Source organism: Bacteroides gallinaceum (genome assembly GCF_030373775.1).
Taxonomy (GTDB): domain Bacteria; phylum Bacteroidota; class Bacteroidia; order Bacteroidales; family Bacteroidaceae; genus Phocaeicola; species Phocaeicola excrementipullorum.
In genome coordinates, this window is record NZ_JAUDEN010000001.1 from 153,922 (window position 1) to 178,553 (window position 24,632).

Genomic DNA, 24,632 nt, shown 5'->3' on the forward strand with positions numbered 1-24,632 from the left:
AGATGAAAAAGACACTGATAATATCACTCATTGCGGCAAGTGCAATGGCTACGACATCATGCTCCGATTTTCTCGACAGGCTGCCGATGACCGAGCCGAACAACGAAACATATCTGTCTACCGAAAATCAGGTACGCAGCTATATCAACGGACTGTACATGGCGATACCGACATTCAACCAATACGGACTGGGAGTGCGCGCTGAAGAAAAGAACAGCGACAACATCCTTGCCGAGCAGTATGACGAACGCCTCAACGGAGAGTTCACCAATTTCAGCGGAGCCAGCGACTGGTCTACAGGATATCAGAACCTGCGCGACGTGAACTATTTCTTTCACTACTATACGGTCAGTGAAGATGAAGAAAACGATAACCTGCGTTCGCTCCGCGGAGAAGCTCATTTCCTGAGAGCCTACTGGCATTTCTATCTGCTGAAAAGATTCGGGAACATTCCGCTGATGGATGCGTTCTGGGATGAAAATGCAACAATTGAAGGACTGCAGATTCCGCAGAAACCGCGCAATGAGGTGGCCAAGTTTATCCTGCAAGATCTCACCACGGCAAAAGGACTGCTGCACGGCAGAAGCGAATACAAGGGATTGCGGATCAACAAAGAGGCCGCGATGATTCTTGCCATGAACGTTGCCCTTTATGAAGGATCATGGGAAAAATACCATGCGAACGACGCTTTTGCAGCTCAGACAAACGAGTCGGAATATTTCTTCAACCAGGTAATCACCTGGGGAGATGAACTGTTCCAGGCGGGCATCACGCTCAACACCAAAGATACCGATCCGTTCGGTGCCACGACTCCTGCCGACGCGTTTGCGCACATGTTCAACCAGAAGGACTACAGCAATGTGCCCGAAGCCGTTTTCTGGAAGAAATATTCGATGGCAGAAGGTGTATACAACAGCGTAGTTCCCTCATTGGCTGGCGGCATCGTTGATACGGACGGGGCGGCAGGCCTGTCTAAATCGCTTGTAGACAACTACCTGAATGCAGACGGAACATTCATCAACCCGACAGATGCAAAGTACAAGGACTTCAACGTGATGTTCGAAAACCGTGACCCGCGCCTGACGGAAACAGTGATGAGCACCGGACACAAGTTCAGATCAGCCACCATAACTCGCCCGATGTGCGTGAAGGAATTCATCCAAGACGCCACAACGGATGAAGAAAAGCAATCGAACGCGGAAATTCTTTCGCCTTATCTGAACGGTGACGGCAACGGACGCAACCTGACCGGATTCCATACCGCATTGGGAGTTGACACGACCTACACAAGAGATTCGTTCTGGGATACGGGACTCGTTATCTTCCGCTATTCCGAAGCGCTGCTCGCATATGCAGAAGCGGCTGAAGAACTGAAGAAATGTGATGACACCGTTTTGGAAAAGACGCTGAAACTGTTGCGTGAACGCGCAGGAGTAACTTATGTGAAGCCGAACGATATGGGCAAAGACCCTCATTTCTCAGACTTTGGCTACGAACTGACGCCGAACATGCAGGAAATAAGACGCGAACGCCGCTCAGAACTTGCACTCCAAGGCTTCCGCCTGGATGACCTGATGCGCTGGAAAGGCGAAAAGCTGATCGTAAACCAAAGAGGACGCGGCGCATATTTAGGCCATGACGGTGTTTTATACAAATCGTTCAACACAAGCGACACTGAAACCGCCAACGCGCTGGGAAGACTGCTGACCGATGTAAACGGATGGCTCGACCCGCTGCAAGGACGTTTGCCCAACGGATATCAGTTCCATGCAGACAGAGATTATCTGATGCCAATTTCTCCGGACGAACTGGCACTGAACAAACAGTTGAAGCAAAACCCTAACTGGTAATCATATGCTGAAAGTCAATTCAAATCAGATTTAAGAAAAAGAAACTATGAAACATTCATTTATCAACTATACGTGCGGAGCTTTTTCCTTACTCCTTTCAGCGGGACTGGCAGGATGCGAGGACACATACAAAGTGGCTCCGCTGGCAGAAGTTGTCGACCTGACCATGACGGTAGACAACAACAATCTGGCCATGGGCGAAACCATGTATATTACCTTTGACGTTACGGACAAAGAAAGCCAAACCGCCAACGAAGAATTCGACATCAAGCTAAACGTGACAGCCAACGGACTGGAAGATGCCACTACCCTGTTCGAGAATTTTCCGTCAGCAATTGTCTTCGGCAAAGGCGAATCCTCCAAAACAATCTCAATCCCGGTCAAGAAAGAAGGAATCTCCGGTTCCTATGCCGTCAATCTGAACGCTTTCGCACGCGGATATACAATTGGCAATGCTTCGCAGAGCGTACAGGTGGCCGACTACCACTATACGACAATCTCTCTGAAGAACAATGCGGACAATGAGGTCAGAGAAAACCAGACATTTACACTGGTGGCTTCGGTCAATGTGCCCGTGAAAGAAGACGTTACCGTTAAAGTAACTCCGGGAACAGGACTGAAAGACAAGGTTGACGAGATGCCTTCCCAACTGGTAATTCTTGCCGGAAGCAGTACGGCCGAAAGCGACCCGATCACAATGGAAAGCGACCCGAAAACAACGGAAGACGAAACGTTCGACATTAACTTTGAAACAAACTCGCAGACTTATCCGCTGAGCGCAGACCGGTTGAAGATTACCAAAATCGACATTCACAAAGGAATGGGTACACAGATTATGGACGAACGCTGGCTGTATGAAGACGCGGATGAAATGTATGTTTCAGAAGCCCGGCAGAAAGATATAGAAGCCTGGGGACCGTCACAGAGCTACAGACTCATGCATGAAGGCGATCCGCATCCCAACGCCGGCAAGGTGCTGCCCGAAGGAAAATGGAAATTTTACAGAGCATACGAATTCCATAATGTGGCTTTCTGCAAAAAGCCGACAAAGACCAATGACGGAAGTTGGACAAATGAAGATTATCCGCAAGGATTCGCAGATCAGAACACACAGGCTGTAGAAACAGGAGGTGCTGTCGACAACGCAAGATATACATGGATTACGTCTGAAGGATATCTGCGGATGATAACCTTGAAAGAACAGACAAAATCCAAACGCAACCAGCAAACCTTTAATTTCGGAACGTCTGCACTGTATGCAAACAAATTTAATTCGAACAACACCAACAACCATAATTACGCGCCCCAGAATATACGTATCTATCCGGGCATGCGCATTGAAGTAAGAGCACGTATCCGTGGCGCCAAGGCCAGAATGTTGCCGGGCATATGGCTTCAGGGAAACCAGGCACAGGGAGGAGATAACCCATGGGTCGTTTGGCCTGCTTACGGCGAAATCGACGTGATGGAAAACAATACACTCGCTAATGCCAATACTGTGGAACAGACATTCCACGTGGGAACAATCGTTGACAACAAACATTACAACCCCACAATCGATGCTAAAAGAGTCGGATTCAGCGGCACAGTAGACCAGTTCAATATCTATTGGACAGAATGGCTCGACAACGAAACGGTTACTATGGGTATCAACGGAATAGAAACCATCCGCATTACAAAAGCAGAGGTTGAAAAGAACGGGTATCAGTGGCCGTTCACAGACCAGATAAACGATGAAGGCCTGCATCTGCTGCTTACCATGATGTTCTTGGGCAAGGTAGCTCCAAACGATTCCGAATCTGCGGCATACGCCGGCATCACATACCAGGATGCCAGAACTTCACAATACAGCGGTGCCGACTCTCCGATTCCAAGAATGGAAATCGACTGGGTAAGATTCTACACCGACAACACCTACAACACGCACGGGAAGCAATTCAATCCCATAATTCTGTACTAATCAGACCAGGCGGACAATCTTGACTCAGCATCAGGAAATGCAGAAAGGCTGTCCGCCTTTTTAACCTTACTGAATCAATGACAAGAAAACAGTTTAACAGCATATTGTTCGCAGGACTGGCTTTGCCGCTCCTTCTGTCATGCGGAAACGACAAGCCGCCGACGGAAAGCTGCATATTGCCGAAACCTGTGGCAATGGAACAAGATCATGGAAAAGGCTTCACATTCTCCGGCAGCACAAGCATTGCGGTAGAAAATGAAGCACAGGCCGCAGCGGCACGGAATTTTGCCGAACTGTTCGCTCAATCTGCCGGATTCACGCCCAAAGTCGATGTGGGGAACAAGGAAAAGGGCGATATCAGCCTTGTCACAGACAAATCGCTCGCACCGGAAGCCTACACGATGAACGTCACTCCGAAAAAGATTGAAATCAAGTCGGCGGACACGGCCGGATTCTTCTATGCGCTTCAGTCACTGCGTCTGTCGCTGCCTCCGGCAATTGACGGAAACAGACAGGTGGAAGCAAACTGGACCGTACCGCCCATGAAAATAGACGACAAGCCCCGTTTCGCCTATCGCGGACTGATGCTGGATGTGGCACGGTTTTTCATGCCGAAAGATGAGGTGATCAAACTCATCGACTGTATGGCCATGCTGAAACTCAACAAACTGCATATGCATTTGTCGGATGACACCGGATGGAGGCTCGAAATCAAACGGTATCCCAAACTGACAGAAGTGGGCGCATGGCGCGTGGACCGCGGCGAACAGCCGTTCTATGCAAGACGCAACCAGCAGCCGGGAGAAAAGACTCCGGTCGGCGGATTCTATACGCAGAACGAGATGAAAGAAATCATCGCTTACGCAGCCGAACGGCAGATTGAGGTGATTCCGGAAATCGACGTGCCGGCTCATTCATGCGCTGCACTTGCCGCTTACCCCGAACTCGCCTGTCCGGTTGTAAAGACACCCATCACGGTTCTGCCCGGACTGGGAGGAAAGCACCCGTCAATCATCTATTGTGCAGGAAAAGAAGAAACATTCAGGTTTCTCGAAGGAGTAATCGACGAGCTGGCAGATCTCTTCCCTTCGCAATACATTCACATGGGCGGCGACGAAGCGGCCAAGACGTACTGGAAACAGTGCCCGCTCTGCCAGGAACGGATGCGCCGGGAGAAACTGGCAAACGAAGAAGACCTGCAAGGCTACTTCATGGGCCGGCTTAACGAGTATATCCGGAGCAAAGGAAAGACAATGATGGGATGGGACGAGCTGACAAACAGCAAGGTTCCGGAAGGCACGGTCGTTTTCGGCTGGCAAGGATACGGAAAAGCTGCGCTGAAAGCTGCCGAAGAGGGACATCCTTTCATCATGGCTCCTGCACGCGTGCTTTATCTGATCCGCTACCAGGGACCGCAATGGTTTGAGCCGACCACCTATTTCGGCAACAACACATTGAAGGATGTATACAACTTTGAACCTGTACAGAAAGACTGGAAGCCTGAATACAAGGATCTGCTGAAAGGAATACAGGCATGCATGTGGACTGAGTTCTGCTACAAGCCCTCGGACGTTACTTACCTGACCTTCCCCCGCCTGGCTGCCGCAGCAGAAGTGGCCTGGTCGCCCGAAGGCTCCAAAGACTGGGAAGCTTTCCAGAAGGCACTCGACAACTACCTTGCGCATCTGGACGCGAAAGGCATCGTCTATGCAAAATCGATGTTCAACATCCAGCATAAGGTAACTCCGCTGAACGGAAAACTCAACATCAAACTGGAATGCGAACGCACGGATGTGGAAATCCGCTATACCGTCGACGGAACAGAACCTGCTGCGGAATCTCCCCTATTCAAGGATTCTCTGCTGACAGACAAGGCAATGACATTGAAGTGCGCAACCTTCAAAGACGGAAAGCAGATGGGCAAGACACTTGAACTGCCGCTGCTGCGCAACAAGGCTACCGGAAAGAAAGTGATCAGCAGCAACCCTCAGACAGCGCTGCTGACTAACGGAGTAAGAGGAAGCCTGCGCCAGTCGGACTTTGAATGGTGTACATGGGACAAGCTCGAACAAAGTTCGTTCACCGTGGATCTCGGCCAGACGGAAACAATCGGCAAAGTGACGCTGGGATGCCTGACAAACTACGGAATGGCTGTCCACAAGCCGAAAAAGATTACGCTGGAACTCTCGGAAGACAACCGACGCTTCACGGAAGCCGGCAAAAAGACATTTGACAAAGACGAAATCTTCAAGGAAGGAAACTACATTGAAGACATCGCATTCGACGTGAAAGGAAAACAGGCGAGATACGTGCGCATCAAGACGGAAGGATACGGCAAGTGCATTCCCGAACACTATATGCGGCCGGGACAGCCTGCACGCTATTATTTTGACGAACTGACAGTTGAATAAATAACCTTACAAACGATATTGATATGAAAAAGTTTAAACACCTGATGAATGCCGGACTTTTAGGCAGTGTGATCGCACTAGGCTCTTGTTCGGAAGAAAAGATAATCGACCTCAATACGGGAGGCGAAGGAAGCAGCTCTCAGGCAGAAGCTGTGGACTGCACCGTAAATGCCACAATCAAGTCACTCAAGACTTTTGAAACACGCGCGAACTGGCAGAACGAAGCATACGCATGGAACGCACAGGATGCCTTCACCGTATGGGAACAGAAAGAAGGCGCAGGATACAACTTCACAATCAGCACGGGATATGACGGATCTGCACCTGCGGCTACAGCGGAATTTGCAGGAAAGATGCCTTTGGTTGACGGCCATAAACTGGTGGCAGTCTATCCCTTCAAGGAGGCAAGCACATTCGATGAAATCGCCACATTTGCTATCCCCGCAGAATGCACGCAGGCTGCAGGCAATGCAGAACTTGGCGCCTACTCTTTCATGGTGGCCACCACGAACGTAACGGACGGCGCGATTCCAGACCTCGAATTTGCTCCGCTGACAGCCACGCTTCAGTTCGACCTGAAGAACGTTGCGAAAGAAGACCTGAAGGTCCGCCGCATCACTGTTGAAAGCAACGGCGAGGTATTTCCCGGCGCAATGAAAATCAACAGCAACGGTGAGGTGGAAAGCGTATCAGACATGCGCAAAAGCCTTTCGCTGAACATGAGCGACCAGACTGTCGCTCCCAATGCGTCGCTGAACGGCTACTTGAATATCATTCCAACGCAGTATAATGCCGATGCAAACAAAATAAACGGAGAAACAGGCATATCCCTGAAAGCTACAGTCGTAAACTCGAAGGATGAAGAGCAGGTAATCACAATCCTGAGCAATGTCGCCCTGAAAGACATGAATGAAAAGACGGGCATGGACATGGAAGCGTCCGCCTATCAGTTTGCAGCAGGCAAGAGATACAAAATCACTTGCGAACTTGACAACTTCCGCATTCCGGAAGAGGGATATGTTGCCGACGAAGAAGGCAATGCCACCATCTACAACCTGGACGGACTCATCAAATGGAGTGCCGACGAAGCCGCAAAATCCAAGACCGTCACTCTAATGGCCGTTCCGGGCGACGAAGACTCCTGGACTAAGGAAGTCGACTTTGAAGGAAAAGAATGGAAAGCCATCGACTTCTTCGCAGGAACATTCAACGGAAACGGATTCACATTCAAAAACATGAAGGGCTGTTTCGCCAAGACAAACGGGGGAACAATCAAGGACCTTACATTCGAAAACGCGACAATCAGCACTGCGGAAAGCTCTTCGGCCGGACTGATACTTACCAACAACGGAACGCTGGAAAACATTACGATATCAAATATCAACATGAATGTTTCTGCCAACACCGCCGGAGCCTTGGCCGCATCCAACAGCGGAACGGTTGCCGGATGTACACTTGAATCGGGAACGATCAATATAACGGTTTCAGCCGACGGAATGGCAGGAGGACTGATTGGAAGCAGCACAGGCAACATAACCGATTGCAAAGTCGGAAAGTCAGATGTAAGCTTATCGGTTGATTGCGGTAACTACAAGGTAAATGTAGGCGGACTTCTGGGACAAACGCCCAACGCTGCGGGCAAGCAACAAATAACAAATTCATCCGTCAGCTCCAGCGTCACCGTTTCTACAACAGGAACAACGCCAAACCCCAATATAGGCGGACTTGTAGGATGGCTTGCATCAGGCTCAATCAGCGCAAGCAGCGCGTCAGCAACCTTTGATGTAGCAATGGGAAGCATCGGCGGCCTGGTGGGACAGATACAATCTCCGAATCCGGGCAGCATCACGCTGTGCTATGCTTCCGGTAGTCTGAACATAAAGGAGGGAGGCTTCTCAAGCTCCAACGTAGGAGGATTGATTGGAAAGACATTTAATACAAAAGCACAAATCAGTTCCTGCTATACAACATTCACACTCCCGGAAACAGCAAACAAGCTGGGCGGCATACAGGGAGATTGCGGAGGAGCAAGCGCACCCGCATATACAGCTTGTTTCTACACGCAGGAAGGAGTTGCGGCCATAAACAATCCGGTCAATACGGAAATTCCCACATTGAAAGACCTTGCCCCCATTTCAACAGCGGACTTGAAAGGAAAAGCAAGCGAAATGAACGCTGCCGCCTCCACAGCCGGATGTACGGCATATCAGTTTGCTGAAAACAGTTCGGACACTGAACCGCTGATTATCAAAGCCGCAGAATAATTTCAATAGGTTCACCAATACTTCCCCAAGAGGCCGCAGAGAGCGCAGGGAGCAAAAATTCTCCCTCCATCTCCGGGGCCTCTTTTTATTTGCCCCTCCTCTTCGAGGCTTCCCCAAGAAGAAGACAGCGGGAACGAAAATATCCGCGGAATGTACTCTATCCCCAGCCTGAGGATGTGTATCTTTAAGCTGAAGACATGCATCTCTAGCCTGAAGATGTATATCTCCAGGCTAAAGATAAAGAAAATGTCCGTCCTTCCGCATATCAGCAGCCTGCATTTCTCATTCAACCAGCCGGAAAGAAAGACGGAAACCGGCCCGCCGGAATGCACATAACACCGGAAAAGCACAAAGACAAAAAAGACAAGAAAGCACAGGGTACACCGTCCGCGTCGGATGGATTTCCCTGTGCTTTCTTGTCTTTACGGCAGCCTGAGAGCGAGGTTACTCACAGGCACTGATACGCAGCTTATAAGCCATCGGACTTTCCGGCACCCGGTATTTGGGCAACGTATCCACGTCACGTCCGCAGCTCGCATTGCCTATGCCCCGTATCGCCGCATCCAGATGAAGCACGATATAAGGCCTTTCGCGCAGCTCCCAAACGTGTTTGCCGTTCATCAGATCGGCATCCGTATAGCGCAGCGCAGAGAACGACACATTGCCTTCCGTACGGATACATATACCCTTGCCGCTAGCGTCGGTCAAGGTCAGTTCACGCAAGCCCTCACGGTTGCCCATCGACTGAGGCTTCATATACTCTTCAACCATTCCGTCAACCGTAGCCGAATAGCGGCCTACAAAACAAGCGTCTTTCCGGTCAACATAATTCTCCCACGGTCCGAGAGCATAATAGTTCACATTGCTCATCGTCGAATCAATGCCGCAAACCAAACCAGCGCGGCGCAAATCAGCCGTGTGCGGCACAAAGCGGACATCCACATCAAACGATCCTCCCGGAACGAAAGTGTAGACAATCTCCGTATCGCACAACTTTCCGGTGCGTGAAGTACGGACAACCACAGTTTTGCCTTTCTTCACCGCTTCACATGTTCCGACAGAATCCAGTCCGTTGGAAGTATCCTTGAACAAATCGTTTTCAATCCAGCGATGGTTGTCGTACACGAATCCTTCGCCCCCGCTGATTATACGCTTCCCGTTCATCACAAGCGCAGTCATGCGTCCCGTCGCCTTGTCAAATACAGCTTCGATTCTTTCGTTCTTCACCGCTATCTTTCCGCCATCGTCAGCAACCTTCAATCTGCCGCCTTTGCCGGCTTCCAGTTCAGGCAAACCGCGGCGCGAAACCAGTTCATACTGCATCCGTGCCACTTCGTGACCGGACTTGCACCACGCCGTTGCTCCACGGCGGCATACATACAAGTTCAGCATCACCTCTCTTCCATCCTTCTCCGCCTGTTTCAGGCTGACACCTTTCAGGTTCAGCAGCACGGCAGCCGAATCCCCCGGAGCAACCGCATCCAGACCGATGCTGTCGGCAGCCGCCACACATCCGTCAGCAACCGTTTCCCAGCGCAAATAGAAATCGTCCAGCGAAAGGAAATTGTATTTGTTTCGCAGCTGCACCTTCACCGAATTCTTCTCCATGTCCGTTGCTGCCAGGCAGAAGCCGACATACTGATAAATCCTTTTCACCTGCTTCAGCTCGGGAGTTTCCTCACGCGTAGCCGGAATAATTCCGTTTGAACAGAAATTTCCCTGATGCGGGCCGGGGAAGTCATATCCGGTGTGCAGGCGATAAATGCCCTTCTTCATTTCATGAGGCTCGTAAATTGCCTGGTCAACCCAGTCCCAGATGGCTCCTCCTATAACAGAAGAGCTCCCTTCGATGCTCTCCCAATACTCACGGAGATTTCCGATGGCATTCCCCATCGCATGGGCATACTCGCAAATGAACATCGGCTTGTCAAACGAATTCACATACTCGTCCATCCATGCCATGCCCGGATACATTTTCGAATACATATCGCTGAAGCGGTTTCCCCCGAAAGGTTTTCCGTCGCGTGTTCCCTCGTAATGCACCGGACGGGAATCAAGACGCTTCGCCGCGTCGTAACAAGCCTGGAAATTGCTTCCGCCTCCGGCTTCGTTTCCCAGGCTCCAGAAGATAACGCTCGGATGGTTACGGTCGCGCAAAATCATGCGGTCCACACGGTCCACAAAAGCCGGTATCCACGACGGCATGTCACTGATAGACTGGTTGGCATGATCCTCCAGATCAGCCTCATCCATCGTATACAATCCGTAATAGTCGAACATGGCATACATTTTGGCCGCATTGGGATAATGCGCCGTACGGATCGTGTTGATATTGTTCTGCTTCATCATGAGCACATCCTGCAACATCGACTCCACAGTCACGGCACGGCCGTAGCGGGGATGCGTATCATGCCGGTTCACACCCTTGAAGAACACACGCTGCCCGTTGACATACACCAAAGAACCCTTGATCTGAATGTCACGGAAACCGTATTTCGTGGAGAATGCCATTTCATCCTTTCCCCCCTCACGCTGGATAACTTCCACCGTATACAAGTTCGGCGTTTCGGCCGTCCAGGGCAGCAGCCCGCTCAGGCTGAACGACACCTGCGTCTTGCAAAGGGTATCTTTCGCGGCAAAAGCTGCATGAGCCTGCTTTTCTGCGACCAGCCTGCCCGAAGGATCAAGCAGACGGACAACCAGCTCTTTCTTTCCGCTCAAACGGCTGCGGTTGTCAAGTGTCAGTTCCACATTCATCTCACCCGCCGCAAAGTTCTTCGAAGCATCCAAAGAAGAGGTGATGTAATGGTCGCGCACGCTGACCATAGGCACATTGTAAAGATATACGTCACGGAAAATGCCGCTCATGCGGAACATATCCTGGCATTCCAGATACGAACCGTCGCTCCAGCGGAACACCTGCACGGCCAGACGGTTTGTACCCTTACGGAGATAAGCGGTCAGATCAAACTCCGCCACATTGTTCGAACCTTGCGTATACCCTACATAATGGCCGTTGAGGTAAACAAACGCGGCACTGTAGATTCCTCCGAAATTGATAAACGTGCGCTGTTTTTCCCACCCTTCAGGGAGTTCAAAGAAACGCACATAAGAACCTACCGGATTGATGCCGTAATTTTTTCCTCCGTCATTGAAGCCTTTGCGGGCGTTGATGTAGGGAGGAGTGTTTGAATGGGGATATTCCACATTCGCGTAAATGGGACGGTCGTATCCCTGCATCTCCCAGTTGGAAGGTACGGGAATCTTGTCCCATCCGCTCACGTCGAAGCTATCCTTATAGAAGTCTGACGGACGCTGCGAAGGTTCCGGCACAAAATAAAAGCTCCAGTCGCCGTTCAGCAAACAGAAAGCCGAACTTTTGGAGTAGACCCATGGGGTCTGGTAATAGTCTTTGTCAGCACGCATTTCGCCGGCACTCCGATAAGGCATGTAAGTGGCGTGCCCCGTTTCCTTGTTTTCCGCAAAACGCGTTTCATCTTCCCAGTACACTTTCTCGCGGGCCACATCCTCTACACGGAAAGAAGCGGGCAAAGGCATGCCGCTTGCTTTGACTGCAAACAAAGATGCTGCCGACTTGCCTTCCTTTTTCTTGTCCGCCAGCGCAAGCGAACCGTCCTTGCGGCAGACCATCACCAGCTCCGGGGTATTGGCAGGAACCAGACGCACAAATTTGCCCGCCGCTTCCACCAGCCAAAGCTGCGACTCGTCCGAACCGTTGTTCTCAGTCACCCCCACCTTATTGTCGGAGCGGGCATGAATACTCAGGTTCACAAAAGGGTTGATGAAGCGGCAACTGCCCGACAGACCGCTGACACTCCACTGCTGCATTTTGTCCGTTTCGTCCGGAGAAAGCAAGACCACGGGCTGCCCGGCAGACTTGCAGCCGACCACCTTGTCCGGCATCCCCGAAGGAACCAGCACATACAATTTATTCTTGTCGAACGACAGTTGTGCAAAGACATTCAAGGCACAGACTGAGAAAAACAGAAAAGTTAAAAACAGACGATGTTTCATGATATATTGCTTTATTTGACTAAGGTTACTCCAAGTTCATCCATCCCGACAACCGCCTTTCCGCCGGCAGGAGCCGTAGCATCCAGTTTGATATAGCGTGCCTTGACCGGCTTGCCGAAAGTAACGGTCTGCGGCAACGGGTTGTGCATGATGTTGCTGAATTCTCCGTTGGTGGGGACTTCAATCCAGCTTTTCCCGTCGGAACTGATAAAGAACTTATAGTGGAAAGCCATTGCCGGACTGGCGGTTTCGTTCCGCGGAGCATAAGTGAAAGCAGACAAGGTGACTTCCTGCCCGAGATCAACGGCAAGCGGCTGGCTGTCCACCACCGTCCATCCGTCGCGCGGCAAGTCGTTCCACTTGGCCTTTCCGGTTTCGTCCGCTATCGGCCCGGCGTAATAAGAAGCCACATTACAGATATTCGCCTTTCTCCGGGAAGACAATACGGTTATTCTCAGCCTTTCGGCACTTACTTCCGGGAAACGGATCATCCGCTTGTAGCCTACGGTAGTGCCTTCTCCCAAACACTTCCACTGTCCGCCTACAAGCCCTTCTACCTTGAAAGCCTCCACACGCTGGCCTTTGGAAATGTCTTCCTGCAGCAAGACCACATTGATTTTTGCATCCGGCTTCTGACTGTATTCACGGCTGGCTCCCGATTCGGCCTGCCACAATCCCTTCCCGTCTGAGGTATAGTCTACACCGAAGGTTTTCTCTCTATAAGCGGCAAACTCTTTCAGCCGCTCCACATCATTTTCATGAATCAAGCCGCGGCGATCGGGAGGTATATTCAGAAGCAGCACGGAATTATACCCTACCGACTGAAAATAAATATCCGACAACTGTTTCAGGCTCTTCACTTTGCCGTCTTCCGCAGCGTGATAGAACCACCCTGGACGTATGGAAACATCTACTTCCGAAGGATACCAGAACAGTTCGCCTGCCTTCGACAATATCTGGCGGCCTCCGAGGTCTGCGGCCTTCGGGAACACACCCAGCGCCTTGTTATTCGCTTCTGAACGGGCATAAATGCCGGGAGTAAGCACTGTCGCGCTCCACTCTGTTTCGCGCCCCAGTCCCTTCTCGTTTCCAACCCAGCGCACATCATCGCCCATGATCGCCATTGTAGCTTTCGGCTGCAAACGCTGGATCGTCTTATAGAAAGCATCCCAGTCATAAACCTGCTTCTTTCCGTTGGGACCTTCTCCGTTGGCACCGTCAAACCACACTTCATGCACCTCTCCATAATTGCTCAACAGTTCGGTAAGCTGTTCTATAAAGAACCGGTTGTATCGGGGAGAATCACCATAGCACTCGGCATTGCGGTCCCATGGGGACAGATATACGCCGAACTTCATGCCATACTTCGTGCAAGCATCGCGCAGTTCCTTCACCACATCACCCTTTCCGTTTCTCCAGGGCGAGGAGGCCACCGAATGTTTCGTCGTTTTGGTAGGCCACAGACAGAACCCGTCGTGATGCTTGGCGGTGAGAATCACCATTCTGAAGCCTGCCTCCTTCAGATTCTTCACCCACTGTTCCGCATTCAGTTCCGTAGGGTTGAACAACGCGGGGTCTTCTTTTCCATCTCCCCATTCCCTGTCGGTAAACGTGTTGATACCAAAATGCAGGAAAGCGGTCAGCTCCATCTGCTGCCACTCCAGCTGTTGCGGAGTAGGAACCAGGCGGGCAGCCATATCCACTTTCTGTTCGAGCGAACTCCCCGGAGGGAAATTCAGATGCTTCACAAAATAATGCTCTTCCTGCGCCTGAGCGGAGAGAGCCGCCAGACACAGACAAGCCATTGCTGTCAAACGATTCAGTTTTTTCATGATATTTATTTTTTTGAGTGTTGTCTTCCAATTTCTATTTCTTCGTTCATGGCTCTCAGCAACGAGCGCCGGTCAGTAACGGGCATATCTGTCGCAAGATCCCAGCTCATCATTCCTCGCAGGCCAAGGCCGAGCGCATAACGGGTTTTCTTGCGGATCGCATCCTGCCCGTCAAAAAGAAACTCCTTGCCCCTGCAAACAGCCCGCTCCTGAGCAGAATCCTTCACCAGATTCTGCATGACAAAAGCGTAATACGACTCCGTATCCAGCTTTCCGTTGCTCTCCACACCGAAGAAAGGAACTCCTGCCACCAGTTTCTTGGCAGGAAGGCCATACTCCAGCACTTCCTGAAGATCCTTGACATACTGCGCATACGGAAAACGTACAGGACGGGGACCATAAGCCTGGATAGAAATGAAATCGAGTGCGGCAACAGCCTCTTCCGACAATTTATATGAAATGGGATGAAGCGACACGGAAAAGACCGGAGCATCTCCTATCTCCTCCCGCACAACTCTGACCGTTTCATTATATCCTCTGAATCCTTCTTCCGTATTTGCGGGCCATTCAAAATCAAGGTCAACCCCGTCAAACGAATATTTTTCAATCAGATCCTTCAAAGCAGACGCAAATACTTTCCGCGCCTCAGGAGATTCACACATCGACTTCCACGCTCCAGAAGTTATACCCAGGCGAAGCATGGTTTTCCGGGATGTCACCTCCGACCGGATGTCACGCAGCACATGCGCCCAGGTGCGGCTGTCTTCTCCCGGATTGTCCGGCTTGTCATATTTCCAGTATGACAGCGTCTTGCTCATCCTCCACGAATCATATCGTAACGTATCCGAGCGCTGCAATCTTGCCACTTCACTAGCAGACAGTGCAGCCGAATTGAAGAATGTATTGTCGAGCTTGCCCTTCAGTCCGCCGCCCAAAAACATTTCTTCCTGCATGAAAGGAACAGGCTTTCCTTTCAGACCGCCGTTTTCCGGAAACCCGTGCACTTTCCCGTCTACATACAGAAACGAAGGAGAACTTCCTTTGGCATTATACGACAAGGCGACATAATGCCACCCGCCCTCCGACAGACCGGTACCGGCAAAATCAGCCGAAGAACCATCGACGGAAAAACGCAGCCCGCCCGCTTCTCTCCCCAATGTCAATGACACATTGTGGATGCCGGCGCTTTTTCTGAAAAGTTCTCCGCCGCAACGCCATTCATCAACATAAATCCATGTGCCGAAAGAAAACTGGCTGACACCCGCTGTGGCCGTATTCAGCAAATCATATCCTCCGTTCATCACACCAGTTCCGTCAAAAGAAACAACGCCTGTTCTTCCAGCCGCATCCTTCAAATATACGGCTCCGCCACTGAACGAGGCCTGATTGTCGGGAATCTCGAAACACAGCCGTCCGTCAGGATAAGGACTGCACGCCATAAATATCAGATCTGTGCAGGCATTCATGCTTTCTGAAGACACTCTGTCTATCTCATAAAAACTGGCACGGATATATGAACTTACAATAAAAGGAGATGCGTCTTTCTCCGGATTGCCATCGGCCCCCGACACACCCAAGGTACTGCAACATACCGCCAGCACAAACGCTGTCCTGTTCCAGAATCGTTTTCTCATAAATACAAAGTTTCTAAACAAAAATATTTTTATACACGGAAGAATCAAGAGCCTGCCTCAATCCCTTATTTACAAAAATGCGGCTAAATTATGATTCCCGATTCCAAAAATAACTATTTTATAGTCTGATTTTAATTACAAACGGCATTATTAATCTAAAATGGACTCTGATGACCAAATTCAGACCCTTATTTTTAACCAGAAACAAAAAAAATATCCTACTTTTATCGCAAACAATTATAAAAAGCCATGAGAAAAAAATTCACATTAGGAAATGCCCTGCTATCAGCTTGCTGCCTTTCCTCACTATCCCTTCACGCCCAGACTGCCGACCGCCCGAACATTATACTGTTTCTGGTGGACGACATGGGATGGCAGGACACTTCTGTTCCTTTCTACAACGATTCGGTCATGCCTCTGAACCGAAGATACCACACGCCCAACATGGAACGGCTGGCAGAAGCCGGGGTCAGATTCACCCGAGCCTATGCCTGCCCGATATCCACCCCCACCCGTTGCAGCCTGATGTCGGGCATGAATGCAGCCAGGCACAGAGTCACAAACTGGACACTGGACTACGACAAACGGACAGACGCAGAAAGAGGGGACATAGTCCCGCCGGAATGGAATTACAACGGCATACAGCCTGACACCGTCACCTCAACTCACGACAGAAAAAATACGACACTGATTACCGGATTGCCGGAAATTCTGAGACGGAACGGATACTATACCATCCATTGCGGAAAAGCGCACTTCGGCGCAATTTCTACAACCGGAGCAGATCCGTCGGCTTTCGGCTTTGAAGTCAACATCGGAGGAGGAGCAAACGGCGCTCCGGGGAGCTATCTGGGTACAAGAAATTTCGGACAAGGAAAATGGGCGGTGAAAGGACTTGAAAAGTATCACGGACAGGACATTTTCCTTTCAGAAGTTCTCACCCGGGAGGCTTTGTCAGCTCTGGAAAAGCCCATCGCTGAAAAGAAACCGTTTTATCTGTACATGTCACACTATGCCGTACATGCACCCTACGATGAAGACAAACGCTTCAGCGGAAAATACAGAAACCGCTATGACGAACAGTTGAAGGATACGCTGAACGAAATGGAAATCCATTACGCCGCATTGGTGGAAGGGATGGACAAAAGCCTGGGAGATATCCTTGACTTTCTGCAGAAGCGGCCGGAAGTGGCGTCGAACACAATCCTTCTGTTCATGTCGGACAACGGAGGACAGGCCCTCAACAACGTCAGACAGGGCAAGGCAAACAGGGATCAGAATTATCCGGCACGCGCAGGTAAAGGCTCGGCGTTTATGGGCGGCGTGCGGGAACCGATGATGGTCTGCTGGCCGGGAGTAACGGAAAAGAATACAACAAACGACAATCCGGTGATGATTGAAGATTTCTTCCCGACAATTCTGGAGATGGCGGGAATCTCCGGCTACACAACTTCCCAGACCGTAGACGGAAAGAGCTTTGTCCATTTGCTGAAGAATCCTGACGAAAAACGCGAACGGCCAATCTTATGGCATTTCCCTAACTTGTGGGGAGAAACGCAGAACAAGGAGGAAGGCTACGGCGCTTTCTCTGCTTACCTGAAAGGAAACTACCACCTGATATACCACTGGGAGAACAGGAAACTCAGACTCTATAACATAAAAGAAGACATCAGCGAGCAGAACGATCTTTCCGCGCAATATCCGGATATCGTGAAAGCGCTCGCCAAAGAAATGACTGATGAACTGAAAAGATGCAAAGCACAGCGTCCGTCGCTGAAAACCACGGGAAAACGGATCGCTTATCCCGACGGATCGCTTTGATACATAACACAAAAAAGTCACAACGAAGCAGTTTCACCGCATTCGTTGTGACTTTTTTATTTCCCTTCAGATTCGGTCAGGTATCCGTCATTTTGCTACTTTCTCCAGCCACCTTACCATCGACAGCATGACAATCATCGATGCTCCGGTAGCCCCGACAAACACAAGCCAGCAAGCCCAGATGGGAACTGTGGTATAAAGCAGGCCGCCGATAAAAAGCAGCGAGTTGCCCACCGCCGTTGCAGCCAGCCAGCAGCCTTGCATCAGTCCCTGCAAGTGAGGAGGAGCAACCTTTGAAACGAACGACAGTCCCAGCGGAGAAATAAACAGTTCGGCTACGGTAAGGATGAAATAAAGCCCCACCATAATCCATGGAGTTACACGGATAGCGTCAATCTGTTCGGTAGTCATCGTTGCAAGCGCATCTTTAGCGGGCAACGTAAGCGAGAAGAACATCAGGAACAGATATGCCAGAGCGGCGATTCCCATACCGATGGCTATTTTCATCGGAGTGGAAGGTTCTTTTCCTCTCTCTTTCAACGAACCGAATATCCACATGATTACAGGAGTCAGGAATACGACAAAGAACGGATTGACTGCCTGGAATATTTCAGCCCCCTTTATCTGAGTAAAGCCCAAATCAATGTTGATAACGCTCAAATCCACATAGTCGCGGGCAAAATAGGTCAGTGAATAGCCGTTCTGGTGGAAAGAAAGCCAGAAGAAGATCACTACGCCAAACACGGCGAACAATGCATATATGCGCTGGCGGATTTCGGTTGCACTGATCTGAATTTCTTCCTTTGCAACAGCAGCCTGCGAAGATTCCGCATCAGCCACCTTATGGCCCGGATCAGGGAAGGAAGCCTTGTTCTTCAGATAAATTACCAGCGAAATGAGCATCGCTACAATAGCCGCCATGAAAGCATAATGGAATCCGCGGTTGAAGACATCAAGATAACTGTTCACGAAAGCAGACATGTCAGTTACCTGACTGCCGTCGAGCATCACCTTGTTGGCCAGCGTAGTCAGCTTCTCCATTTCCTGCGGAAGCATTGTCCCCGCTCCTTCAAGGTATTTATGGCACAATTCGGGCAAAGTGGCATCGTAATCGAAATTATTGGCCTTCAGCCACCAGTTGCGCACGCCGATAGCGATGAACGGTGCGAACACGGCACCCACATTGATAAACATATAAAAAATCTGAAAGCCGGCATCACGCAGATGCGAGTATTTCGGATTATCATACATCTGGCCGACCAGTGCCTGAAGATTTCCTTTGAACAAACCGTTTCCGAAAGCGATGACCGCAAGACCTACACACGTAATGCCCAAGAACAAAGGCAGGTTAGATACAGGCGTCGGCGTAGGAATGGCAATGATCAGATAACCGAAAGCCATCAGAACCAGTCCGGCAAGAATGGTACCCTTGAAATTTTTCGTCTTGTCGGCGATGATTCCCCCTACCAGAGCCAGAATGTAAATAGACGCGTAGAACGCAGAATAAATATATCCGGTTGTCGTTTCCGACAAGCCGAACTTAGCAGAAATAAACAGGGTCAGGATTGCCATCATGATGTAAAAGCCGAAACGCTCGCCCATATTTGCCAGCGCAGCGGCAACCAACCCCTTTGGATGTTTGTTGAACATAAGTTAATGAAGATTTTAATAATTAATTTAATAATACACTTGTCGCAAAGATACAATAAATCTACGAACATCCAAACAGAATGTATCATTCTGCCAGCTTCGGAATCCTTCTTCGTGCTCCGCGCTCCATCACCCGCTCAAAATCGCGGACAATTGCCTGCCCCATATTCACCCGCGTGCTGTCGACCTTCCGGATAGCCACCGGCGTTACGGCATCCTTGTATTTCGCTCTGCCGATACGGATCTTCATCTTGTCCAGGTTTCCGGAAATATTCACTCCTGCCTTGAAAGGAAGCGGAGATCTCAGGATGGATATGTGATACTGGAAATTCATGTCCAGCCCCTGAGTGCCTCCGACAGCCGCCTTGTACCGGTCGATCTGAACAACAAACGGATAAACAGTGACGTTACCGTCCTTTACTGTCAGATCTACGGATATGCTGTCGAACACATTCCGCTTCTTGTTTTTGAACATAAGCTTCTTGGATATCTCAGCAAAAGTTTCTCCGTCCATCAGCACCAGACTGTCGCCCCTGATATGGACAGCCGCACGCAAAGAAGGAACCTTTATGTTCAGGTTCGAATCGAGAACTGCTTCGGCTGCCGCATCGAAATCAACCATCCCCTTGAACGAACGGAGCATCGGCACGATCGAATCGAGGGAAGGAACAAAATCAACCAGCTTGCCGATATTGACTTTCCTGAGCTTAAAGTCGAATCCGGCATAGCCGCGTTCCCTGCGGCTCGCATGATAAACCACAGTCGTGTTCAGGTCCGCATCCAGCCCGCGCATGGAAAGGTGTTTCAAGTGAACGGCCTGGTTGCGGATATCAACCGCTCCCCGCACATTCTCGAACTTCATTTTGCCGTAGGTAACCTTTTTCAGACTGGTCTGAAGCTCAAAGTCCACATTCCTGGGGATGACAAACAACCTGAGAGCCGCCGCTGTATCTTCTTTTTCTTCACTCGCCTCCAGCAAAGTGTCTTCGGGAAAATTCAAGGCACTTATCAGCTGATTGCTGTCAAGATTATAAGAAGAGATGTCCAGATTAGCTTTCAGCATCCCGCCTTTCTTCAGCACTTCGTAAAGCCTGTGAACCTCTCCCGAAGCGGTCAGATCAGAATGCCCGATACGTACGCTCGCATTCTTCAGTGCAATGCGCCGGTTTCCTACCGTAACAGCCGTCTTTCTCATATACACCGGCAAAGCAAACTGCGGGACATTCAGTTTCAGACGATTGAACCCGATGATTCCATGCGGATTCCACACCGAATCTCTTACTTTTTCGGCATCAACGGCAAAACCTCCTTTATCCATTCCCATACGCATATTACCCATCCGGCAGAACAGCGTATCCGTTTCCAACGAAAGATTAATCCGAGGCATCGACGGGTTCTTCTTCCCCGGCTGCAAGCGGACCGTGGCTTGCGTATGTTTGCTGAACACGTTCAAAGAATCCCCCATGGCACCTTTCAAACGGTTCATCTCCAGTTTGCATTCCAAGTCGACTATGCGGGTAGAATCCTGAGGATTCGTTGATCTGACTGTCGCTTTCAGCTGCTTCATATCGGCATACAGACCTGAAGCACGCAGCAGCATGCTGCTGATCTCCGCCCGTGCCGACAGCGAATTGTCACCGACAAAAGCCAGCGACGCATCACCCGTAAAGTCAAAGTTCTTCTTCGCATCACGCAAAAACACTTTCTCAAGTTCCAGACGGCCACCCAGCAGGATCCTGCCCAGATCCTGTTTCTTGAGGGACGACAAGCGGCACCTCACACCGATATCAGCGTCAAGCTTTCCGCCCATCGACACGCCTTCCTGCAAAGGAAATGTCTGTGCCAGCGCAGTAAGGTCTACTTCAGACCTGGTCTTGAACGAAATGTTCGGATCACCCAGCAGATCGCTGACCTTTCCTTCTGCATAAATATCGGTATGCGCTCCCTGGAAACGAAGAATCTTCAGATCGGCAAACGAAAGATTGTTGCGCATCAAATCGACATAAGCGTCAAGTTCCGCCGTAAAATGATCCACCCCATACGGCAACTTGTCGTATTTGGCCGAGGCGTCCGTTATCCCCATGTGCAAGGTCACTTCCGGCATATTTTTCTTGCCATACTTGCCTTTCACCGTACCTCCAAGCTCCACCTTTCCAGCCACCGAAACACTCTCACGTTTCAGGACACTTTCCGGAACCATCCGAAGAACAGTTTCGAGCGACGGCGCATGCAGCCCATACTTCAAGTCAACGAGAGCCGCATGCTCCAGCGTGTCACGCGTCAACGTGCCGTGCAAATCAAGAGCCACGCCATTGACCGCCAAACGGGTATCTTCCAACGTCAGCGTATGAGAGGCACGGTCGAGAGCAACGTCTGTATTTATTTCAGCTGCGATGTGGTTCAACAGCAATTGACCGTCCTGCCAGAACAGAATGTTCTCATTCTTAAAATTCAAAGACAGCACCGAATGCCCTTTGCGGAGCCTTGCCCTCAGATCCAGATCTGCATTTTTCAGACTGGCATAAACACGGGTATCGCGGTCATCAAAAACAACATTCGCATGTTTCAAAGACACGCGGTTGATCTCTATTTCACCGATTGAAGGAGAAGCAGAGGCTGCTGTATCAGCCTGTACCGCCGCAGTATCGGCAAGGGCTATATCCCAATTCGCCCTGCCGTCTGCACTTTTAAACGCATAGACAGATGCCCCTTCTATCCCCAGATAGCGGAGATTGATTTTCTGCTTTCTCAGGTAATCAAGGGGATTTACTACGACCACACATTTCCGAAACGAAAGCAGCGAGTCCGTATGCTGCCACAGCGTGTCGCGTACAGCCTTCGACACCAGCGAACCGTCAGTCAGTTCAAGTCCAAAACGGGGAAATGTAGAGAAAAAAGTGAGTTCAACTCTCTTCATGTCCAGACGTGCGTCAAGCGAACGGTTCGCCACATCCAGCACAACCGGAGTTAGCTTTTCGGGAGTAAAAACAAAATGAATGGCGACTGCTATTACCGCCAGAACAAGCGCCGCCGCCGAAACAATGGTAACGGCAGCCACTTTCAATGTCTTACGCAATTTCATATTTTCCATAATCACCTTCTGTCTGCAGAACGGACGCAATAGGTACAAACAAAATCCGGATGAACAAAATAATGGATCAGGCACGAAGTTCCGTCAGCAGAGCAAAATTCTTCACCCACAAATTCACCCTCGGGAGAAAGTTTGAAAGGACGTATGCGCAAATGGGTACGGAAGTCAACATCAAGACAACCAAGCAACTTATACAAGGTTTCTTTTGCCGACCAATGCAGCAGAAGCTGAAAAAGACTTTCTTCACCGGTCATCTGTTCCCGACCGGGCATTTCATCCGCACGTATAAAGCGGGAAGCCACTCTTCTCACCTTCTCGCCCACCTGCTCGATATCCATGCCTGGAACCGCTTCGCCATGAATGCCCACAGCCACATAGCCCTTGGTATGAGATATCGTAATCCGACGCGGATCGCCTTCAAGAAACGGCTTGCCCGAGTCTTCATGCAAGATACGCTTCTCTTCTCCCAGCAAGTCCTTCAGCAAGACACAGACTCCTAAAATCTCCAGCCTCCTTTTCGGCACCTTTATACCTGCAAGCCTGCCGGCAAACAGCGACTTGTCTGCCAGCAAAGCCATAAGGCCATCTTCTGTTTCCGTAACATGCCAGATACCCCACAAGCCTCCATCCTTTTCCCAACGACGCAGCAACGGCATAATCAATTCTTTTCTTCAGGATCGGCTTCACCGTCTTCGGAAGACGAAACCGTAACCTTGACCTTTAAAATCCGCCGGCTGTTCATCTCAAGCACTTCAAACCTGAAATTCCTGTATTCAAGCGTTTCATGCAAGACAGGAAATTCTCCCTTCAGTTCCAACAGAAGTCCGGCAAGTGTGTCCGAATCGCCCGCCGCCTCTTCAAAATCATCGGGATCTACCTTCAGAATCTTATAAAAATCAGAAAGAAGCGTCTTTGCTTCAAACACATAGACATTTTCAGCCAGTTTCACATACGAACGTTCGTCTTCGTCGTATTCGTCATTGATCTCACCTACGATTTCTTCAATCAGATCTTCCATAGTCACAATGCCCGACGTCCCTCCGAACTCGTCTACGACAATAGCGATGTGAATCTTGTTTGCCTGAAAATCACGGAGCAGGTCATCAATCATCTTTGTTTCGGGAACAAACAAGGCAGGCCGCACCAGATTCTGCCAGTGAAACTCATCTCCCTTCCCGAGAAAAGGAAGCAAATCCTTGATATACAGTATGCCTTTGATGTTATCACGCGAATCTTCATAAACAGGTATGCGGGAATATCCGTTATCAACCACACATTGAAGCACTTGCGTAAACGGTGTCTTTATCTCAAGATCCACCATGTCAAGACGCGGGGTCATCACTTCCTTTGCCGTTTCTTCGCCAAAACGGATAATCCCTTCAAGCATGTTGCTTTCCTCAGGCGTATCGTTGATATCAGTCAGTTCAAGGGCTTGCGAAAGCTCGTCTACAGACAGGTTGCGCGACACCCTGTTATGCTGAGCCACCTTGTTGATGACAAAAGAAGAACGGACAAGAACAGACGACAGCGGACGGAAAAGCGACCGCAACACACACATCATAGGAGCCGCCCTCCGGACAAACGCAAGCGAATGCTGGGTTGAATATATTTTCGGCATGATCTCGCCGAAAAGCAAAAGCAGAAAAACAAGCACAACGGCCACCGCCACAAATTCAAGCGCTTTGGCCGAGCCGAAATCAACAACCGTAACGAAAAAGTAGTTCAGCAGTACGGCTACAGCCACATTTGCAAAATTATTGGAGATGAGAATAGTGGCAAACAGACGCTCGGAATCATCCAACAATGATCTGACGCGCCTGTCCGACGGATGATCTTCCTCTTCTACCTCCTCTTTTTCAGAAGGGGTAAGCGAGAAGAAAGCGATTTCCGATGCAGACACAAGGCCAGAAATATACAGAAGCACAAGCGCAGAAAGCAATGCAATCAAAGCACCTGCAGAAAGTGGAGCGAAAGTCACTCCGTCAAAACAATCCGCCCAGCGGCATAAAAACGAGTCAGGGTCCATTCAATAATTTATTGTTAAACAATGCGAGGACATGTCCGGTTCATTGAAAACCGCAACA

Annotated in this window: 12 protein-coding genes; 5 read left to right on the forward strand and 7 right to left on the reverse strand. The window is 50.1% G+C overall.

Annotated elements, in window-relative coordinates; genetic code table 11:
* The first annotated feature begins 2 nt into the window (after positions 1-2).
* The 4 genes from QUW60_RS00595 to QUW60_RS00610 all read left to right on the forward strand — a co-directional run bounded on the left by QUW60_RS00595 (position 3) and on the right by QUW60_RS00610 (position 8,485).
* Positions 3-1,850 carry a RagB/SusD family nutrient uptake outer membrane protein gene (locus QUW60_RS00595; protein WP_258336826.1) on the forward strand — a complete coding sequence of 616 codons (1,848 nt, stop codon included), beginning with the start codon at positions 3-5 and terminating at the stop codon, positions 1,848-1,850.
* 46 nt (positions 1,851-1,896) lie between these two features.
* Entirely contained in the window at positions 1,897-3,810 is a 1,914-nt protein-coding gene (locus QUW60_RS00600) for a DUF5006 domain-containing protein (protein ID WP_289558078.1), read from the forward strand.
* 77 nt (positions 3,811-3,887) lie between these two features.
* Positions 3,888-6,221: a glycoside hydrolase family 20 protein gene (locus tag QUW60_RS00605; protein ID WP_289558080.1), complete on the forward strand. Its 2,334-nt coding sequence runs from the start codon at positions 3,888-3,890 to the stop codon at positions 6,219-6,221.
* 23 nt (positions 6,222-6,244) lie between these two features.
* Positions 6,245-8,485: a M26 family metallopeptidase gene (locus tag QUW60_RS00610; protein WP_289558082.1), complete on the forward strand. Its 2,241-nt coding sequence runs from the start codon at positions 6,245-6,247 to the stop codon at positions 8,483-8,485.
* Positions 8,486-8,929: 444 nt separating this feature from the next.
* On the opposite strand, the gene QUW60_RS00615 is transcribed toward QUW60_RS00610, so the two are convergent.
* The 3 genes from QUW60_RS00615 to QUW60_RS00625 are packed head-to-tail and all read right to left on the reverse strand — an operon-like array spanning position 8,930 to position 15,986.
* Complete coding sequence (locus QUW60_RS00615) at positions 8,930-12,520, reverse strand: glycoside hydrolase family 2 TIM barrel-domain containing protein (protein ID WP_289558084.1); 3,591 nt, start codon at positions 12,518-12,520, stop codon at positions 8,930-8,932.
* Between the two features lie 11 nt (positions 12,521-12,531).
* On the reverse strand, positions 12,532-14,352 hold the full coding sequence (locus tag QUW60_RS00620) for an alpha-L-fucosidase (RefSeq protein WP_289558086.1): 1,821 nt from the start codon (positions 14,350-14,352) through the stop codon (positions 12,532-12,534).
* 5 nt (positions 14,353-14,357) lie between these two features.
* Entirely contained in the window at positions 14,358-15,986 is a 1,629-nt protein-coding gene (locus QUW60_RS00625; RefSeq protein ID WP_289558087.1) for a glycosyl hydrolase family 18 protein, read from the reverse strand.
* Positions 15,987-16,235: 249 nt separating this feature from the next.
* Here QUW60_RS00625 and QUW60_RS00630 point away from each other — a divergent pair, with 249 nt between their 5' ends.
* Entirely contained in the window at positions 16,236-17,807 is a 1,572-nt protein-coding gene (locus QUW60_RS00630) for a sulfatase (protein WP_289558088.1), read from the forward strand.
* Positions 17,808-17,894: 87 nt separating this feature from the next.
* Here QUW60_RS00630 and QUW60_RS00635 read toward each other — a convergent pair whose 3' ends face one another.
* The 4 genes from QUW60_RS00635 to gldE form a co-directional block, all read right to left on the reverse strand.
* The gene (locus tag QUW60_RS00635) at positions 17,895-19,457 is read right to left on the reverse strand and encodes a peptide MFS transporter (protein ID WP_289558089.1); all 1,563 of its coding nucleotides are present in this window, start codon (positions 19,455-19,457) and stop codon (positions 17,895-17,897) included.
* Between the two features lie 85 nt (positions 19,458-19,542).
* Positions 19,543-22,548, reverse strand: a complete 3,006-nt coding sequence (locus tag QUW60_RS00640) for an AsmA family protein (protein WP_289558090.1) — start codon at positions 22,546-22,548, stop codon at positions 19,543-19,545.
* A gap of 2 nt (positions 22,549-22,550) precedes the next feature.
* Positions 22,551-23,204 carry a 4'-phosphopantetheinyl transferase family protein gene (locus QUW60_RS00645; protein ID WP_289558091.1) on the reverse strand — a complete coding sequence of 218 codons (654 nt, stop codon included), beginning with the start codon at positions 23,202-23,204 and terminating at the stop codon, positions 22,551-22,553.
* Positions 23,205-23,206: 2 nt separating this feature from the next.
* The gene (gene gldE, locus QUW60_RS00650; RefSeq protein WP_289558092.1) at positions 23,207-24,574 is read right to left on the reverse strand and encodes a gliding motility-associated protein GldE; all 1,368 of its coding nucleotides are present in this window, start codon (positions 24,572-24,574) and stop codon (positions 23,207-23,209) included.
* Positions 24,575-24,632: the final 58 nt, after the last annotated feature.

Bases quoted from the DNA above. Each gene is read 5' to 3' on its own strand.
- QUW60_RS00595 (WP_258336826.1), top strand. From the start codon at position 3: ATGAAAAAGACACTGATAATATCACTCATTGCGGCAAGTGCAATGGCT.
- QUW60_RS00600 (WP_289558078.1), top strand. From the start codon at position 1,897: ATGAAACATTCATTTATCAACTATACGTGCGGAGCTTTTTCCTTACTC.
- QUW60_RS00605 (WP_289558080.1), top strand. From the start codon at position 3,888: ATGACAAGAAAACAGTTTAACAGCATATTGTTCGCAGGACTGGCTTTG.
- QUW60_RS00610 (WP_289558082.1), top strand. From the start codon at position 6,245: ATGAAAAAGTTTAAACACCTGATGAATGCCGGACTTTTAGGCAGTGTG.
- QUW60_RS00615 (WP_289558084.1), bottom strand. From the start codon at position 12,520: ATGAAACATCGTCTGTTTTTAACTTTTCTGTTTTTCTCAGTCTGTGCC.
- QUW60_RS00620 (WP_289558086.1), bottom strand. From the start codon at position 14,352: ATGAAAAAACTGAATCGTTTGACAGCAATGGCTTGTCTGTGTCTGGCG.
- QUW60_RS00625 (WP_289558087.1), bottom strand. From the start codon at position 15,986: ATGAGAAAACGATTCTGGAACAGGACAGCGTTTGTGCTGGCGGTATGT.
- QUW60_RS00630 (WP_289558088.1), top strand. From the start codon at position 16,236: ATGAGAAAAAAATTCACATTAGGAAATGCCCTGCTATCAGCTTGCTGC.
- QUW60_RS00635 (WP_289558089.1), bottom strand. From the start codon at position 19,457: ATGTTCAACAAACATCCAAAGGGGTTGGTTGCCGCTGCGCTGGCAAAT.
- QUW60_RS00640 (WP_289558090.1), bottom strand. From the start codon at position 22,548: ATGGAAAATATGAAATTGCGTAAGACATTGAAAGTGGCTGCCGTTACC.
- QUW60_RS00645 (WP_289558091.1), bottom strand. From the start codon at position 23,204: ATGCCGTTGCTGCGTCGTTGGGAAAAGGATGGAGGCTTGTGGGGTATC.
- gldE (WP_289558092.1), bottom strand. From the start codon at position 24,574: ATGGACCCTGACTCGTTTTTATGCCGCTGGGCGGATTGTTTTGACGGA.